The organism is Clostridium sp. C1 (genome assembly GCF_018223625.1).
Lineage (GTDB): Bacteria > Bacillota_I > Bacilli_A > Erysipelotrichales > Coprobacillaceae > Allocoprobacillus.
Map to the genome: position 1 here is coordinate 2,467,231 of NZ_CP073631.1, position 16,344 is coordinate 2,483,574.

Genomic DNA, 16,344 nt, shown 5'->3' on the forward strand with positions numbered 1-16,344 from the left:
GAACTTCCATAATATTGAAAGCGGTATCAAAAATCAATACAATAGGCTCAAAAGGAAGAGGAGGAAAATAATATGACAGACAAATTAATGGAAGCTATTTTAAAAGTAGCGGAAAAATTACAGACAAATCGTTACATGTCAGCGATTAGAAATGCTTTTACAGCATTGTTGCCAATTACGATTTGTGGAGCATTTAGTGTTTTATTTACAAGTGTTATTTGTACACCTAATGAACAAGGGATTAGTTTAGCTAACTTTGAGATATTTAGCTGGTTAGAAAACTTAAATCCAATGTTTGATGCTGCATATTATGCAACATTAAACTTCTTAACAATTGGTTTAGTTGTCTTGATTGCGATTGAACTAGGAAAACAATATGGAATGCAACAAGATATGACTTTACCATTGGTAGCATTATCTTGTTATATTACATTATGTGCCACAACAATGGTTGTGACAAATGATCAAGGAATTTCTTTTGATGTTGCTGATGTATTGGCAGTACAGTATACAAATGCACAAGGATTATTTATGGCAATGATTTCAAGTATCCTTTCTGGAGAAATATATATTAGACTAGTTAAAGGTGGAAAGATGAAGATTTCTTTACCAGAAACGGTACCAAGTAATGTGGCTAATGCATTTAATGTATTGATTCCGGGTGTTGTGACTATCTTTATTATTTCAGGTATTGGATTATTATTTAATGAAGTATTTGGATATTCATTCTATGATGCTATTGCAAAATGGATTCAAGCACCACTCACAGGTGTTTTAACTGGTTTGCCAGGTTATTTGTTATTGTTCTGGGTATCTACATTACTATGGGTTGTTGGTATTCATGGTACACAGACTTTAGGGGCTATCTATTCAGCACCAATGTTATTAGCTTTAACTGAAAATACCGATGCAGTTTTAAAAGGAATTGAACCTACAAATATTTTAAATACTGGATTTATTAGTTGTTTTACAATTATTACAGGTGCCGGGATTACTGGTGGTTTATTGATTGCTATCTTGTTATTCTCTAAACGAGATGATTATCGTACAATTGCAAAATTATCAATTGCTCCAGCAATCTTCAATATCAATGAAACAATGACATTTGGTTTACCAATTGTCTTAGACCCAATTTTAGCTATTCCATTTATGTTTGCTCCAGTGATTTCAGCAACATTTGCTTATTGGATGACAGTGATTGGATTTGCACAAGTGATTTCATTCCAAGTCCCTTGGACAACACCAGTAGGTATTATGGGATTTTTAGCAACCGGTGGACATATTGGTACAGCAATTACACAAATTATTTGTGTGGCTTTATCAGTTGTTATTTATACTCCATTTGTTTTGATTTCTAATAAACAGGCACAAATGGAAGAAAATCAAGCTTAAAAATAAAAATGAAAGGAAAAGGAAAAGACATGAGTAAAGTAGAATTAACAGAAACACAGAAAAATATTATTCAAATTCGTAAAAGAATGAATCGACGTTCTATTGAAGAAGAAAAATTCAATGGTTTTACAAAAAAGAAAATGTGGACATATTTATGGATTTTCCTTTTCACACCTTATGGGCTATATCGATTATTTGATGAAAATAATGAATTTTTATATCAACAAAAAATAGTATGGTTAATAGTTGGTATTGTTTATATTATTTGTATGATTAATCAATTCATTCATATATTTTAAATAGAAAGGGTAAAGAATATGAAATTAATTATTGAAGAAAATGAAGAAAAAATGAGCGAAAGCTGTATGCATATTGTCTTAGGTGCTATGATGCAAGATAAACGTGTCAATATTTCATTGACTTCTGGACGTTCACCAAGAAAAATGTATGAAATGATGATTCCTTATGTTAAAGATCAGGAAAAATTCAAAGATATTCAATATTATATTTTTGATGATGGCCCTTATATAGGACAAGAACATGGTCCCATCTGGGAAGAAATGCATGAATTATTTTATACACCTGCCAATATTCCTGATTCTCAAATTCATTGTGTAACAGAAGATAACTGGGATACATATGATGAAGAAATTAGAAATGGTGGAGGTTTAGATGTGATGGTCATTGGTTTAGGATGGGATGGGCATTTCTGTAGTAATTGTCCTCGCTGTACACCAATGGATAGTTATACCTATAAGATTTTACGTGACGATCAAGTTGCAGTCAATGAAACATATCGACCTCGTGACAATATCCCTTATGTTTATACAATGGGACCAAAGAGTTTAATGCGTGTTAAACATCTTGTGATGATTGTTAATGGTAAAGAAAAGGCCGAAATCTTAAAACAAGTTTTAGATTCACCAATTACTGATGAATTACCATCAACAATTTTAAAATTACATCCAAACTTTACGATTATTGCTGATAAGGATGCTGCATCATTATTAAATCCAGAAGATTATAAAAGATATTAATAAAGGAGAAAAACATGGAAAAGAAACCTGTAAAAATTGTTACAATTGGTGGAGGAAGTAGCTATACACCAGAATTAATGGAGGGATTCATTAAAAGATATGATGAACTTCCTATTAGAGAAATTTGGTTAGTTGATATTGAAGATGGAAAAGAAAAACTTGAAATTGTTGGAGCAATGGCTCAACGTATGTGGGATGCTTCACCTTATGATGTCAAAGTGCATTTAACTTTAAACCGTAGAGAAGCATTAAAAGATGCTGATTTTGTGACAACTCAATTTAGAGTTGGATTATTAAATGCCCGTATTAAAGATGAAAGAATTCCTTTATCATATGGAATGTTAGGACAAGAAACCAATGGGGCTGGTGGTATGTTTAAAGCTTTAAGAACAATTCCAGTGATTTTAGATATTGTAGAAGATATGAAAGAATTATGTCCAGATGCATGGTTAATTAACTTTACAAATCCAAGTGGAATGGTTACTGAAGCTGTCATGAGATATGGAAAATGGGATAAAGTGATTGGTTTATGTAATGTTCCTGTAGGAGCAATGATGAAAGAACCACAAATGATTCATAAAACATTGGATGAATTAACATATAAGTTTGCTGGATTGAATCATTTCCATTGGCATAAAGTCTTTGATAATGCAACAGGAAATGATATTACACAAAAAATTATTGATGCCATCTATGATCCAGATGTTGATGATGGAACACCAAAGAATATCTTTAATGTGAAGTTCTTTAAAGAACAATTAGATCAAATGCAAATGATTCCATGTGGATATCATAGATATTATTATCGTCAAGAAGAAATGTTGAAACATTCTTTAGAAGAATATCATGATGTCAATGTTGGAACAAGAGGTCAACAAGTTAAGAAAACAGAAGCAGAGTTATTTGAATTATATAAAGATCCAAATTTAAATTATAAACCAGAACAATTAACAAAACGTGGTGGAACACATTATAGTGATGCTGCCTGTGAAACAATTGCTTCTATCTATGCGAATAAAAACACACATATTGTTGTATCTACAAGAAATAATGGAGCAGTGCCAGATTTACCAGCTGATTGTACAGTAGAAGTGTCTTCATTTATTGGAGCCACAGGAGCAAGAGCGATTGCCTTTGGACCATTACATCCTGCTCAAAGAGGATGGTTGCAATGTATGAAAAATATGGAACTTTGTGTAGAAGAAGCTGCCGTGACTGGTGATTATAATTTATTGCTTCAAGCTTTCACTTTAAATCCACAAGTGATGTCTGGAACAACAGGGAAACGTATTATGGATGAATTATTGATTGCCCATAAAAAATATTTACCACAATTTGCTGATAAGATTGCCGAGCTTGAAGCAGAAGGTATCACGATTAAAGATGATGTCGCAAGAGAATTAACTGAACAAGGATTATAAGATGACACACCTTATTGGAATCATTCCATAAGGTGTGGGCTCTGTGTCAAGAGTGGAGGGGAAGTAACTGAATCAGTTACTTCCTTTTTTAAATAATGTCATACTTAAAACCAAGATGCAGAAGTATTCTTTTTCTTAGGTTTTGAAAATATCTATAGCCATAGGCATTACGCTTGACTAGTTTCACCTTATTATTCATGCTTTCAATGAATCCATTATTGAAGCATGTTTTTATTTTTTTGTTTTTTCTCGTGTAGTATGTTGTGTATGTCAATGATCTTAGTATTGGCATGAACCAGTTTTTCCTGAAGTTTTTAGCAGTAGTCATATAATAATGATTTTCTGTCTTGAAAATATGATCAAGCCAATCATTTAATGCTTTCTTATAATCATTGTGTGGCTCATTAAGTATTTTCAGGAAATCCTGATAAATGTCATAGTTGATTTTTAGCTCTTCACACGATTCAAGTTCAAGAATTGCTTCAACTAGCTGCTTGTTTGTCATGTGTTTTTTAAAGTATGGATAATACCACGCTTTCTTTTCATTAAGTCTATTTTTATATTGGTCAAAAAGATGAAGATTTCTTTTGATAAGTTTTGATAGAGAATCATCTTTAAGATTTTTACAACAATTGATTCTTGCTTGAACCATGTTTTCTCTTACAATTCTTGTATAATGAAATCTATCAGCAATGATCTGAGCCTGAGGAAAAAGAGAATGCATGATTGAGTGGAAAGCACCTGAGAGATCCATGACGATGATTTTGACTTTCTTTCGTTCATCGTAAGGAAATCTCATGAAATAGTTTTTTAGATAAGAAGCACGTCTATCTGCAATGATATCAATAGTTTTTCCAGTAATGGGATTAGTTATATGAAAAGCAAAAGTGCCTTCATCAACTGTTGCCCTAAATTCATCAATGGAGATCGTAGAAGGAAGATGATAGAATCTTAGAGGAATGTCTATATGATGATAAAATAATCTATAGACAGTGCTTTTGGAAAGACCATGAGATCTAGCAAGTACAGCCATTGCAGTATTTTCTCTAAAGCCAAAAAGACAGGTTTGGGCAGCGATGGTAGTCAGCTTAGAATGAGGGAATCTAAAAGGGATGTTATCCTTGAAATATTTATGGCAATGCTTGCATTTGTACCTTCTATAAGTGACCTCGAGTATGGTCTTTAAATGCCCATTTGAAGTATGGGTAAGAAAAATTTTTCTGATGCCTTTAGAATCATGACGATCAATGCAACCACAATGAGGACAAGGTTTGCTCATTGAAGAAGATACGATATTAACATATTTAATAATGGAACCATTAGGTTTACGTTCGTATCTGAAACAGGAATCAGAATCAGGATAAGGCATAGGAAAAAACATACCATTCATTGAATTTAATTCTAGCGATTTTAAGATATCATTGGTATAATTGGGATTGGACATAGAAAATAACTCCTTTCATTTTGTTTGTGGTGAACTAATTGTAAAACGAGTTATCGACTATGTCTATTATTATATAAAAAAACTGGAAGATGAAGTTTTGAATATTACTTCCCCTCCAGTTTTAGTATAGAGCCAAGGTGTGTTTTTAAGTGTATTGTATAATAATGTGATAACCGTTATAATACTTATATTAGCAAATACAGAAAGGAAGAATGAAAGATATGACAGAATTAGAAAAGATGAAACAGGGATTATGGTATGATGCCAATTATGATGAAGAACTCGTTAAAAAAAGGTATCAGTGCTTTGATTTATGTCATGAATATAATTTAACAAAACCAAGTTGTTTTGAACAAAAGAATAAGATTATGGAACAGATTTTAGGTTATTTACCAAAGAGCTTAGAGATTGTTGCGCCTTTTCAGTGTGATTATGGAAAGCATATACAATTTGGTGAGTATGTTTTTGTTAATTATAATTGTTATTTTATGGATGGAGCTAAGATAACTATAGGCAATCACGTTTTTATTGGACCTTCATGTGGTTTCTATACTGCAAAACATCCACTTGATTATCAAAGACGTAATGATGGCCTTGAACAGGCATTACCGATTGTCGTTGGGGATAACTGCTGGTTTGGTGCGAATGTCAGTGTCATGCCGGGTGTTACGATTGGAAGTGGTTGCGTGATAGGAGCTGGAAGTATCGTTGTTAATGATATACCAGATAATTCAGTTGCTGCTGGAGTTCCAGCGAGAGTAATCAAAACAATAAATCAATGATAGGTTAAGTAAGGAGAAAACTATGGAATTTAATATAAGTCAGTTAAAGTGGACAAGAAAACCTCAAAGCTATGATATAAAAGAGGATAAAATTGAAATGATTACAAAACCATATACAGATTTATGGCAAAGGACTTATTATCATTTTAGAAATGATAATGCTCCTGTTTTACAGATGAAAACAAAAGAAAAATACTTTTCATTTGTAGTTAAAACTGAATTTGAGAGTCATCAGCGTTTTGATCAATGTGACATTGTGATGTATTTGGATAGTGAAAATTGGTTAAAGGCTTCTATTGAATATGAAAATGAAGCATTTCAAAGATTAGGTAGTGTTGTAACAAATAATGGATATTCTGATTGGGCAACGACATCTATTCCAGCTTCTATAAAGTCTATGTGGTATCGTTTGAGTAGACGAGAAGATGATTTTTGTATAGAGTGTTCAAATGACGGTCAAGTTTTTCAACAAATGCGTATTTGTCATATGAATCAAGCTATAGATGAAATTCAATTTGGTATATATGCAGCAAGTCCAGAAAATTCATCATTCAAAGCGACATTTACTCATATGATGATGGGAGAATGTCAATGGCTGGCACATGATGGACAACAACCAGATGAAAAATAAAAAGATCATTTGTGATGATCTTTTTGATGGTTATATTCATATTGACGTCTATTTTGTCGATCTTTGATAACAGAGTTTTCAAAGTGATAAATATAATGAATATTGTTTTCATAATCTTTCATAAAGATGAGCATATAGATATTATCTAATAAAAATGTCATAGATATTTTAGACGCAAAAGCCCCTTGTTTGATAATGTTATTTTCACCATGATTTAAAATCACAGCATACTTACAAAGCTTGATTAAAGGTGAATTTTCATTAGAAGTCACTAAAATAACAGGAATATTCAAATGAATATTTTCAAATACCCAATTTTTAACTCTTGTACTCGTAGCGTTATTACTGATAATAAAAGCAATAGGATTTTTAGATGTTTTAAAACGATGGACATTTTCAAAACCTATTTGAGTATTGCAGTAGATTGGTAGCCTAAGTTTTTGACATTTCATAACAAAATCCTGAGCAATTAATAATGAAGAACCTACACCATATACTGTAATAGCATCAGAATGATACAATAAATGAGCAATATTTTTTAATTGTTGAATATCTAATGAATGATAAACATCATCAATAACTTGATGATACATTTGATAAAATCTTTTAGGAATATCATCTTCTTTGATATTTTGTTCAAAAGGCATATTGATTTCAATGCGTTTTTCATTGAGAATTGAAGAATTGAGTTCTGAAGCGAATTTGATTTTAAAATCAGAATAGCCTTTCACACCCAACTTTTTAGTTAATCTGACAATACACGAAGGAGATGTATAAGTGACTTTAGCTAATTCATCAACACTTAAATTAATAACTTCTTGAGGATTATTGAGTATAAAATCAATGACAGCTTGTTCGTTGTGAGTAAATTTTTGACTTTCCTTTAATTTTTGAAATAATGACATGATAGACCTCTTAAAGAATGTTTATTTTGATTCCTTTTCATCTAGTTTTTTTAATTTCCATTGAATAAGACGTTGAGAAAGTTTTTGAGAACGTTTCTTTTGTTTTAAGTCAAAATCCTTTTTATAAGAAGCAAACAATTCATGAATTTTACCAGTAGGATCTTCAATAATATGAAAACCACTCACAATGCCTTCTTTTTGACCAATATCATTTGCATCAAAGGGAATATAGTAATAATAATCTTGTGTATCATCAATAATTTTTAATAATTGTTGATGAAATCCAATCACATAATAATTCTTTCCATCTGTTAAATCAGCATTTTTATCATGTCCAATAAATTGAACAATACCTATACAATCCACTTTTTCTTTTTCATTTGTTTCTAAATTAAGTCTTTCTACCTGCATCATATGCCTCCTGTTTATATTTATAAGAATATTTTATTCAAAAAGCATAATAAATACAATATAAAATTATAGAAAAGGTAATGTTTTTCTTTTGGAAAAGTTTGAATTTTGATATGATAAAAAAGGTGATAAGAATGTTTACAAAGGAACAGATTCAACAGTTTAATCCATTAGAAATGAAGATTTATGAGTATATCATTACCCATGAATTAGAATTCCCATATATGAGTATTCGTGAGTTAGCAGATGGTGTTTCAACATCTACAGCATCTATTTTACGTTTTTGTAAAAAGCTTGGATATGATGGCTTTAAAGAATTGAAATATGTTTTTAAAAATGAATTAAGAGAAAAAACACTTTTAAAAAAATATGATTTTGCTGAAATCATTCATTGTATCGAAAAGTTGGATAGTCCTTTTTATCGAGAAAAATTTAGTGAAGCCACGACAATGATTGGTAATGCAGATATATTGTTGTTTATTGGTATTGGTGATTCGGGAATTATGGCTGATTATGGAGCAAGATGTTTTACAAACTATGGGAAATTATCTGTTGCGATACATGATCCTTATACGAATATGACATTTTCTGGTGAAAAATGTGTGGTGATTGTTTTGTCAGTATCAGGAGAAACGGTGGAAACAATCAGCATGTTACATGGCTGTAAAGAAAGTGGATGTCATATTATAGGCATTAGTGCTACGGAAAATAATACATTATCAAGACTAAGTCATCTTATGATTCCTTATTATATCAATCGACATCGTATTAATGATAGAGAATTAACATCTCAAATACCGGCAATGTGTATTATTGAAAAGTTGGTAGGAATGACAATGGATGTGTAACATTTTGTTACAAAAATGTTATTTTTTGTTAAAAATGAATGATAATGATGAATGGGGAAAACCCCTTTTTTTGCTTAGAGGGGTTTGTTATAATGCTGACGTAGATAAGAAACCGGTTTCAAATTATCTGTCAAAATTGAGATAAGGGAGGAAAAATTATGGACAAGTTACAGGCAACAATGGAAAAGTTCTTTGTTCCATTTGCTGCTAAAATCAATGGTCAAAGACATGTCGCTGCAGTGCGTGATGCATTTACATTATCATTCCCACTGACAATGGCAGGTTCAATGGTTTTATTGATTAACAATGTTTTATTAGATCCAAATGGATTCATTGCAAGTTTGCTTCATTTAGGAGATTTGATTCCTAATTTAGCTGAATATCAAGCAGTCCTCAATTCAGTTATTAACGGGACAACAAATATCTTAGCTGTTTTAATTGCTTTTTTAACAGCCTATCAATTAGCTGAAGAAATGGAAGGAGATAAAGTTTTATGTGGTGTAACATCTCTTTCTGCATATTTCATTTTGTATCCTGCTTCAAGAGCTTTTGCTGATGAATCTGGTGCAGGTTTAACAACAACTTATTTAGGAGCACAAGGTCTATTCGTTGCTTTATTTGTTGGTTTATTTGTTGCTGAAATTTTGACACGTTTAGGACGTAATTCTAAATTAAGAATTTCTATGCCAGCAATGGTTCCACCAGCTGTTTCTAAATCATTTAACTTATTAATTCCTATTATGATTGTACTTGGATTAACTGGTGTGATTAACTTTATTTTTGGTAAAATTACAGCTGATGGTATTCAAGTGCTTATTTATAATGCAATTCAGGCACCATTAACATCTTTAGGAAGTTCAATGGGAACAATATTAACATTTGTTGTGGTACAACAATTCTTATGGGTATTAGGTATTCATGGACCAAATACATTAAATGCATTGCGTTCTGTTATTTTCACAGAACAAGCCAATGCCAACTTAGCTTATGTTGCAGCTAATGGAACGGCATGGGGTGCCCCTTATCCAGTCAACTGGGGATCAATCAATGATGCATTTGGTAATACAGGTGGTTCAGGAGCAACTCTAGGTTTGATTATTGCGATGTTTATTGCTGGACGTAAAAATAAAGCACAATATCAAATTGCAAAGATGTCTTTAGCACCGGGATTATTTAACATCAATGAGCCAATTATTTTTGGTTTCCCACTTGTTATGAATCCTATGTATATGGTTCCATTTATTTTAGCACCAGTTGTATGTAATATTTTTGGATGGTTCTGTGTTGAAGTGATTCAAATCATACCACCGGTTGCTTATAGTGTAGCTTGGACAACACCGGGATTCTTGATTCCATTTTTAGGTTCGGGAGCAACAAGTATTATGGCACTCGTCATTGGATTTGTCTGTGTAGCTATTAGTACAGTCATTTATTTACCATTTGTTATGGCAAGTACAAGAGCAGCTGTTAAGGCAGAACAAGCTGGTGAAGGTGAATAAAGATGAAAGCTAGTTTTTTATGGGGCGGTGCAGTTGCCGCCCATCAAGTTGAAGGTGGATGGCGTGATGGTGGCAAAGGTATCAATGTATCAGATATTATGACTGTAGGTAGCCATGCCAGTCCAAGAAAGATTACACCTGTCATTGATGAAAATGAATTTTATCCAAATCATGAAGCCATTGATTTTTATCATCGTTATAAAGAAGACATTGCATTGTTTAAAGAAATGGGATTTAAATGTTTTAGAACTTCTATTTCGTGGGCAAGAATTTTTCCTCAAGGTGATGAAGAACAGCCTAATGAAGCAGGATTGAAATTCTATGATGATTTGTTTGATGAATTACTTAAAAATGATATTCAACCTGTAATTACATTATCACATTTTGAAATGCCTTATGGTTTAGTTACAAAATATGGCGGATGGAGAAATCGACAGTTAATCACTTTCTTTGAAAGATTTGCAAGAGTTTGTTTTGAAAGATATAAAGATAAAGTGAAATATTGGATGACATTTAATGAAATTAATAATCAAGCCAATTATCAATCTGATATTTCTGTATTAACAAATTCTGGAATTCTCTTTCAAGAAGGCGAAGATAAAGAAGAAATTGTTTATCAGGCCAGTCTATATGAATTGATTGCCAGTGCGAAGGCAGTGAAAATTGCTCATGATATTAATCCGGATTTTATGGTTGGTTGTATGATGGCAATGACACCTATTTATCCTTATTCTTGTAGTCCGGATGATATGTTAAAGGCTGTTGGAGCGAATCATAAACGTTTCTGGTATCTTGATGTTCATGCACGTGGAAAGATTCCAGCTTATATGCAATCATTCTTTAAACGTAAAGGTTATCATCTTGATATCACAGAAGAAGACATAGCTACTTTAAAAGATGGTTGTGTAGATTATATTGGTTTTAGTTATTACATGTCTTTTACTACAAAAGGTGATGGTAATGAATATTTAGATTATAATGAAGCAACTGATTTATGTGATAATCCATATATTTCAAAGACAAAATGGGGATGGCCAATTGATGCCAAAGGACTACGATATACTTTAAACTGGCTTTATGATCGTTATCAACTTCCTATCTTCATTGTTGAAAATGGTTTTGGAGCTATTGATGTTTTAGAAGATAGTAATCAAGTTCATGATCAATATCGTATTAATTATTTAAAAGAACATATTGAACAAATGAAAAAAGCTATTGAAATAGATGGTGTTGATGTTTTAGGTTATACTGTTTGGGGTTGTATAGATTGTGTAAGCTTTTCTACAGGTGAGATGAAAAAGCGTTATGGTTTTATTTATGTAGATAAAAACAATGATGGTTCTGGAACTTTAAAACGTTATAAAAAAGATTCTTTTGAATGGTATAAACAAGTCATTGCCAGTCAAGGAGATAAGCTATAGTGAAATATCTTGTTTTAGATGTGGGTGGAAGTTCTATTAAATATGCTTTAATGGATGAACAAGCTCAAATATATGAACGAGGATCAACACCTACACCTCAGGACACATTGGAACATTTTATTGAAACGATAGGACAGCTTTATGATGATTATAAAGGTGGTATTGAAGGGATTGCTCTTTCTATGCCGGGAATTATTGATCCTCAAAAGGGCTATTGTTTTACTGGAGGGGCATTATCTTATATTCGAGATATTCCTATGAAAGAAAAATTACAGCAACGTTGTCCATGCCCTATAACTATTGGTAATGATGCTAAATGTGCTGGAGCAGCTGAACTTGGATTTGGGAATCTTCAAGATGTTGAAGATGGTGTTGTCATTGTTTTAGGAACAGCCGTTGGTGGGTGTGTTATTCATCAAGGTGAAGTACAATATGGAAAACACTTCTTTGGTGGTGAGTTTTCAATGATTTTTTCTCATGGTATAGATGGGGAAGATTTCTGGTGGGCAACAAATGGTATTTTAGGATTATTAAAATGTGTGCAAAAGCGTCTAAGTACCCAACAGGAATATACTGGTATTGAAATCTTTGAAATGGCAAATCAAGGTCATCTTGAAGTACAAAAAGCAATCAAGGATTTTGTGACAATCCTTGTCAAAAGAATTTATAGTTTACAATGTGTTTTAGATCCAGAAAAATTTGTCATAGGTGGAGGTATTAGTGCCCAACCACTTCTCTTTGAATATATTCAACAGGTTAATGATGAAATATTTGAGAATAATGATTATTATGTAAAACCGGTTATTGAACCATGTTATTATCGTAATGATGCGAATCTTGTAGGAGCTTTATATCAATTTTTAAATCAAAAATAAAAGGAAAGGAATAGATGTGAGATGAAAAACTATTTTAATGAATTGAAAAATGAATCCAAGAATCAGACAAGTTATATCAAAAGATTTATAGCTTACGCTATTGACTGGTATGTTGGAGGATTGCTGGCATCTATTCCCCTTATTTTACTTTATATGTCATTACATGAGGATGCTTCATATATACCACAAGTGATTACCATCTTTGAACAACCTTATCAACTGATTGCAGGAGGCTTGTCATTTTCTGTAAGCTTGTTATATTATATTGGGATTCCATTATATACAAAGGGGCAAACATTAGGTAAAAAAATATTAGGATTAAAAATAGTTGGCGATCATTATGATGATGTCACAATGAAACAAATTCTGCTTAGACAAGGTGTCATGATTTTACTTGTTGAAGGAAGTATTTATACTGCAAGCAATATGTTGCATCAGATGATTAATGTTATGACAGGATTTAATTTTGCTTCATTATATGCTTATATTGGTGTTGTTATTAGTTTGATTTCAGTGATTTGTGTTTTTGTATTCAAATCTAAGAAATCTTTGCATGATATTGTCGCAAAAACTTTAGTTGTTGATATTAAATCACCTCAATATACTTATGAAGTAAAGAAGAATAAAAAAATTCGTAAAAAGAAATTGAAACTTTCATAAAATTTATTTAAACTGAACTTAAGTGTTCAGTTTTTTTCTTGAGGAGGTGTTTTGATGGTAACAATAGAAAAATTAAATACTTTAAATGATTTAGAAATGTCTATTTATCATTATGTAGAAGCACATCGTGATGAAGTTGTTAAGCTGAAATTAAAAGATATAGCTGAAGTCATTCATGTTTCTCCTTCGATGATTACACGTACTGCTCAAAAGATAGGTTATGATGGTTTTGTGGAATGGAAAACAGCTATTAAAATGGAAAATAAAAATCACTTACATCATAAAGAGAACAAATTAAATTATATTTTGGATTATTTTCAAAAAGTTGATAATGATGAATTTAATCAAAGTATTCATCAAGCAACACAAATAATAGCTCAATCCAAAGAGGTAATGTTTTGGGGTGTAGGTATTTCAGGAGCTATAGCTAAAGCAGGAGCGTATTTGTTTAATCGTAAAGGGAAAAGAAGTGTTGTGTGTGATGATTTTAGTATGCGTGTACATGGGATGTATAATCATCATGACTGTGCAATCGTTTTAAGTGTATCTGGTGAAACGGATGAAATGATCCAAAGAATCATGTTGTTAAAAAGATGTGGAGTACAAGTGATTATTATAACCAACAGTGCTTCGTCTTCAGGAGCAAAAATGGCAGATTTAGCTATCTGTTATTATGTACCAAGTTCAAGAAATGAGGATTTTTATAGTTCAGCAACACAGGTTCCAGTAATTTATATTTTAGAAAGTTTAGCTGATACATTAGAAGAATATGGGATTATTTAAAAAAGGAGTATATGATGGATATTGAATTTGAAAATGCCAAAAGAAAAGATGTACCTGTTATTTTGCAGTTTATTAAAGAGTTGGCGCGTTATGAGAAGTTAGAACATGAAGTGATTGCAAATGAAGCATTATTGGAACAATGGTTATTTGATTATAAGAAAGCTGAAGTGATTTTTGTTGTGAAGGATCATCATAGAATTGGGTTTGCTTTGTTTTTTCATAATTTTTCAACTTTCTTAGGCAGAGCGGGTTTATATTTGGAAGATTTGTATATTAAACCAGAATATAGAGGTCATGGATATGGAAAAGCAACGATTAAGGAACTTGTAAGGATTGCTAAAGAAAGAGGCTGTGGAAGAATGGAATGGTGGTGTCTGGATTGGAATCAATCAAGTATTGATTTCTATCTATCTTTAGGAGCAAAGCCAATGGATGAGTGGACAGTATATCGATTGACTGATGATGATTTTGAAAGATTATTACAATAATAAGAAAAAATAATTGCTTTGATAAATAATTTTTGCTAGAATAAGAAAGGGCACTCGGGCTTTCCGCTGGAGTGCATTTTTATTTGAGAAAGGAGATAGTGAAAATGGCTAAATTTATATTTGTGACAGGTGGAGTTGTTTCGGGATTAGGAAAAGGATTGACAGCTGCATCTTTAGGGAGATTGCTTAAACAAAGAGGATTAAAAGTCTTTATGCAAAAGCTTGATCCTTATATTAATGTGGATCCGGGAACAATGTCGCCATTTCAACACGGTGAAGTTTTTGTGACGACAGATGGTGCCGAAACAGACTTGGATTTAGGACATTATGAACGTTTTATTGATGAAGAATTGAATCGTAGTTCATCTATTACAACAGGAAGAATTTATAGCGATGTCATTTCTAAAGAACGTCGTGGAGATTATTTAGGAGCAACTGTACAGGTTGTACCCCATATTACCAATGAGATTAAGGCTAAAATCTATGCAGCGGCTAAAAGTAGTCAGGCTGATATTGTGATTACTGAAATTGGCGGGACAGTTGGAGATATTGAAAGTTTACCTTTTATTGAAGCCATTAGACAAGTCCGTTTAGATATCGGATATAAAAATACTCTTTATATACATACAACATTGCTTCCATATATTGGTGCTAGTCATGAAGTGAAAACAAAACCAACACAACATAGTGTTAAAGAATTAAGAGGCTATGGAATACAACCAGATATTATTGTTTGTCGTAGTGAAAAACATATTGATCAGGAATTAAAAGAAAAAATTTCTTTATTCTGTAATGTTCCTGTAGAAGCAGTTATTTCTAATTATGATGTAGATGTTTTATATGAATTACCAATGATGTTATTAGAACAGCATATGGATGATTTGGTATTAGATCATTTAAGAATGACAGCTCCAAAAGCTGATATGACAGAATGGCAACAGCTTATTGAACGTGTCAAAGGATTAAACAAGGAATTGACTATTAAGATGGTTGGAAAATATGTACAATTACCTGATGCTTATTTATCGGTTAATGAAGCCTTGCGTCATGCAGGATATTATGAAAATAGTATTGTTCATATTGATTGGATTAATGCTGAAGAAATTAATGATGATAATGTAGCAGATATATTAGCAGGAGCGGATGGCATTTTAGTGCCGGGTGGTTTTGGACAACGTGGCATTGAAGGTATGATTAAGGCTATTCGTTATGCTAGAGAAGAAAAAATTCCGTTTTTAGGTATCTGTTTAGGAATGCAGTTGGCATCTATTGAATTTGCAAGAAATGTATGTCATTTACCAGATGTTAATTCTATCGAATTTGATGATATGTGTGAAACACCGTTAATTCATTTGATGAGTGATCAAACATTAGATGATATGGGTGGTACACAAAGATTAGGAAATTATGATTGTGAATTATTAAAGGGTAGTCGTGCTTATGATTTATATGGGAAAGAATTGATTCAACAAAGACATAGACATCGTTATGAATTTAATAATAAATATAAAGATATTCTTGAACAACATGGATTAGTTGTTTCAGGAAAGAATCCAGAAAGAAATCTTGTAGAAATTATTGAATTAAAAGATCATCCTTATTTTGTAGCATGTCAATTCCATCCGGAATTTTCTTCAAGACCAAATCGTAGTGAACCTTTATTTCAAGGCTTGATTACAGCAGCTTACCATCAAAAATATGATAAAAAGAACATTCAAAAATAGAATGTTCTTTTTATCTACGTTTA

Annotated in this window: 17 protein-coding genes; 14 read left to right on the forward strand and 3 right to left on the reverse strand. The window is 31.9% G+C overall.

Translation table 11 applies throughout. From position 1 onward, the window contains the following. Nucleotides 1-72 precede the first annotated feature (72 nt). From KEC48_RS13215 to KEC48_RS13230, 4 genes are read left to right on the forward strand one after another with little or no spacing between them, the layout of a single operon-like run. Nucleotides 73-1,392: a PTS transporter subunit EIIC gene (locus tag KEC48_RS13215; RefSeq protein ID WP_211962874.1), complete on the forward strand. Its 1,320-nt coding sequence runs from the start codon at nucleotides 73-75 to the stop codon at nucleotides 1,390-1,392. 8 nt (nucleotides 1,393-1,400) lie between these two features. After that, entirely contained in the window at nucleotides 1,401-1,691 is a 291-nt protein-coding gene (locus KEC48_RS13220; protein ID WP_087359383.1) for a hypothetical protein, read from the forward strand. Nucleotides 1,692-1,709: 18 nt separating this feature from the next. Further along, entirely contained in the window at nucleotides 1,710-2,429 is a 720-nt protein-coding gene (locus KEC48_RS13225; RefSeq protein WP_087359385.1) for a glucosamine-6-phosphate deaminase, read from the forward strand. Nucleotides 2,430-2,443: 14 nt separating this feature from the next. Then, nucleotides 2,444-3,850, forward strand: a complete 1,407-nt coding sequence (locus KEC48_RS13230) for a 6-phospho-beta-glucosidase (RefSeq protein WP_211962876.1) — start codon at nucleotides 2,444-2,446, stop codon at nucleotides 3,848-3,850. A gap of 88 nt (nucleotides 3,851-3,938) precedes the next feature. On the opposite strand, the gene KEC48_RS13235 is transcribed toward KEC48_RS13230, so the two are convergent. After that, a complete protein-coding gene (locus KEC48_RS13235) occupies nucleotides 3,939-5,294 on the reverse strand; it encodes an ISL3 family transposase (RefSeq protein WP_143746932.1) in 1,356 nt (451 codons plus the stop codon). Between the two features lie 221 nt (nucleotides 5,295-5,515). Here KEC48_RS13235 and KEC48_RS16385 point away from each other — a divergent pair, with 221 nt between their 5' ends. Beyond that, nucleotides 5,516-6,076, forward strand: coding sequence for a sugar O-acetyltransferase (locus tag KEC48_RS16385; RefSeq protein WP_129736541.1), 561 nt, complete (start codon nucleotides 5,516-5,518; stop codon nucleotides 6,074-6,076). A 22-nt stretch (nucleotides 6,077-6,098) separates the two neighbouring features. Next, nucleotides 6,099-6,707 carry a DUF1349 domain-containing protein gene (locus KEC48_RS13245; RefSeq protein ID WP_211962883.1) on the forward strand — a complete coding sequence of 203 codons (609 nt, stop codon included), beginning with the start codon at nucleotides 6,099-6,101 and terminating at the stop codon, nucleotides 6,705-6,707. A gap of 5 nt (nucleotides 6,708-6,712) precedes the next feature. Here the strand turns inward: KEC48_RS13245 and KEC48_RS13250 are convergent, their stop codons facing one another. Together KEC48_RS13250 and KEC48_RS13255 are read right to left on the reverse strand one after the other, a co-directional pair. Further along, nucleotides 6,713-7,612, reverse strand: coding sequence for a MurR/RpiR family transcriptional regulator (locus KEC48_RS13250; protein WP_211962885.1), 900 nt, complete (start codon nucleotides 7,610-7,612; stop codon nucleotides 6,713-6,715). A gap of 21 nt (nucleotides 7,613-7,633) precedes the next feature. After that, a complete protein-coding gene (locus KEC48_RS13255) occupies nucleotides 7,634-8,023 on the reverse strand; it encodes a hypothetical protein (RefSeq protein ID WP_211962887.1) in 390 nt (129 codons plus the stop codon). A gap of 134 nt (nucleotides 8,024-8,157) precedes the next feature. Here KEC48_RS13255 and KEC48_RS13260 point away from each other — a divergent pair, with 134 nt between their 5' ends. The 8 genes from KEC48_RS13260 to KEC48_RS13295 all read left to right on the forward strand — a co-directional run bounded on the left by KEC48_RS13260 (nucleotide 8,158) and on the right by KEC48_RS13295 (nucleotide 16,321). Further along, the gene (locus KEC48_RS13260; RefSeq protein WP_211962889.1) at nucleotides 8,158-8,871 is read left to right on the forward strand and encodes a MurR/RpiR family transcriptional regulator; all 714 of its coding nucleotides are present in this window, start codon (nucleotides 8,158-8,160) and stop codon (nucleotides 8,869-8,871) included. A 158-nt stretch (nucleotides 8,872-9,029) separates the two neighbouring features. Further along, nucleotides 9,030-10,370: a PTS transporter subunit EIIC gene (locus tag KEC48_RS13265; RefSeq protein ID WP_087360492.1), complete on the forward strand. Its 1,341-nt coding sequence runs from the start codon at nucleotides 9,030-9,032 to the stop codon at nucleotides 10,368-10,370. A 2-nt stretch (nucleotides 10,371-10,372) separates the two neighbouring features. Continuing rightward, a complete protein-coding gene (locus KEC48_RS13270) occupies nucleotides 10,373-11,791 on the forward strand; it encodes a 6-phospho-beta-glucosidase (protein ID WP_211962890.1) in 1,419 nt (472 codons plus the stop codon). Beyond that, nucleotides 11,791-12,666: an ROK family protein gene (locus tag KEC48_RS13275; RefSeq protein WP_087360397.1), complete on the forward strand. Its 876-nt coding sequence runs from the start codon at nucleotides 11,791-11,793 to the stop codon at nucleotides 12,664-12,666. The genes KEC48_RS13270 and KEC48_RS13275 overlap by 1 nt, the downstream gene beginning before the upstream one ends. Nucleotides 12,667-12,687: 21 nt before the next feature. After that, the gene (locus tag KEC48_RS13280) at nucleotides 12,688-13,326 is read left to right on the forward strand and encodes an RDD family protein (RefSeq protein WP_211962891.1); all 639 of its coding nucleotides are present in this window, start codon (nucleotides 12,688-12,690) and stop codon (nucleotides 13,324-13,326) included. Nucleotides 13,327-13,380: 54 nt separating this feature from the next. After that, nucleotides 13,381-14,109, forward strand: coding sequence for a MurR/RpiR family transcriptional regulator (locus tag KEC48_RS13285; RefSeq protein WP_129736517.1), 729 nt, complete (start codon nucleotides 13,381-13,383; stop codon nucleotides 14,107-14,109). 14 nt (nucleotides 14,110-14,123) lie between these two features. Beyond that, a complete protein-coding gene (locus tag KEC48_RS13290) occupies nucleotides 14,124-14,597 on the forward strand; it encodes a GNAT family N-acetyltransferase (RefSeq protein WP_087936918.1) in 474 nt (157 codons plus the stop codon). 104 nt (nucleotides 14,598-14,701) lie between these two features. Next, complete coding sequence (locus KEC48_RS13295; RefSeq protein WP_205090869.1) at nucleotides 14,702-16,321, forward strand: CTP synthase; 1,620 nt, start codon at nucleotides 14,702-14,704, stop codon at nucleotides 16,319-16,321. Nucleotides 16,322-16,344: the final 23 nt, after the last annotated feature.

Bases quoted from the DNA above. Each gene is read 5' to 3' on its own strand.
- KEC48_RS13215 (WP_211962874.1), top strand. From the start codon at position 73: ATGACAGACAAATTAATGGAAGCTATTTTAAAAGTAGCGGAAAAATTA.
- KEC48_RS13220 (WP_087359383.1), top strand. From the start codon at position 1,401: ATGAAAGGAAAAGGAAAAGACATGAGTAAAGTAGAATTAACAGAAACA.
- KEC48_RS13225 (WP_087359385.1), top strand. From the start codon at position 1,710: ATGAAATTAATTATTGAAGAAAATGAAGAAAAAATGAGCGAAAGCTGT.
- KEC48_RS13230 (WP_211962876.1), top strand. From the start codon at position 2,444: ATGGAAAAGAAACCTGTAAAAATTGTTACAATTGGTGGAGGAAGTAGC.
- KEC48_RS13235 (WP_143746932.1), bottom strand. From the start codon at position 5,294: ATGTCCAATCCCAATTATACCAATGATATCTTAAAATCGCTAGAATTA.
- KEC48_RS16385 (WP_129736541.1), top strand. From the start codon at position 5,516: ATGACAGAATTAGAAAAGATGAAACAGGGATTATGGTATGATGCCAAT.
- KEC48_RS13245 (WP_211962883.1), top strand. From the start codon at position 6,099: ATGGAATTTAATATAAGTCAGTTAAAGTGGACAAGAAAACCTCAAAGC.
- KEC48_RS13250 (WP_211962885.1), bottom strand. From the start codon at position 7,612: ATGTCATTATTTCAAAAATTAAAGGAAAGTCAAAAATTTACTCACAAC.
- KEC48_RS13255 (WP_211962887.1), bottom strand. From the start codon at position 8,023: ATGCAGGTAGAAAGACTTAATTTAGAAACAAATGAAAAAGAAAAAGTG.
- KEC48_RS13260 (WP_211962889.1), top strand. From the start codon at position 8,158: ATGTTTACAAAGGAACAGATTCAACAGTTTAATCCATTAGAAATGAAG.
- KEC48_RS13265 (WP_087360492.1), top strand. From the start codon at position 9,030: ATGGACAAGTTACAGGCAACAATGGAAAAGTTCTTTGTTCCATTTGCT.
- KEC48_RS13270 (WP_211962890.1), top strand. From the start codon at position 10,373: ATGAAAGCTAGTTTTTTATGGGGCGGTGCAGTTGCCGCCCATCAAGTT.
- KEC48_RS13280 (WP_211962891.1), top strand. From the start codon at position 12,688: ATGAAAAACTATTTTAATGAATTGAAAAATGAATCCAAGAATCAGACA.
- KEC48_RS13285 (WP_129736517.1), top strand. From the start codon at position 13,381: ATGGTAACAATAGAAAAATTAAATACTTTAAATGATTTAGAAATGTCT.
- KEC48_RS13290 (WP_087936918.1), top strand. From the start codon at position 14,124: ATGGATATTGAATTTGAAAATGCCAAAAGAAAAGATGTACCTGTTATT.
- KEC48_RS13295 (WP_205090869.1), top strand. From the start codon at position 14,702: ATGGCTAAATTTATATTTGTGACAGGTGGAGTTGTTTCGGGATTAGGA.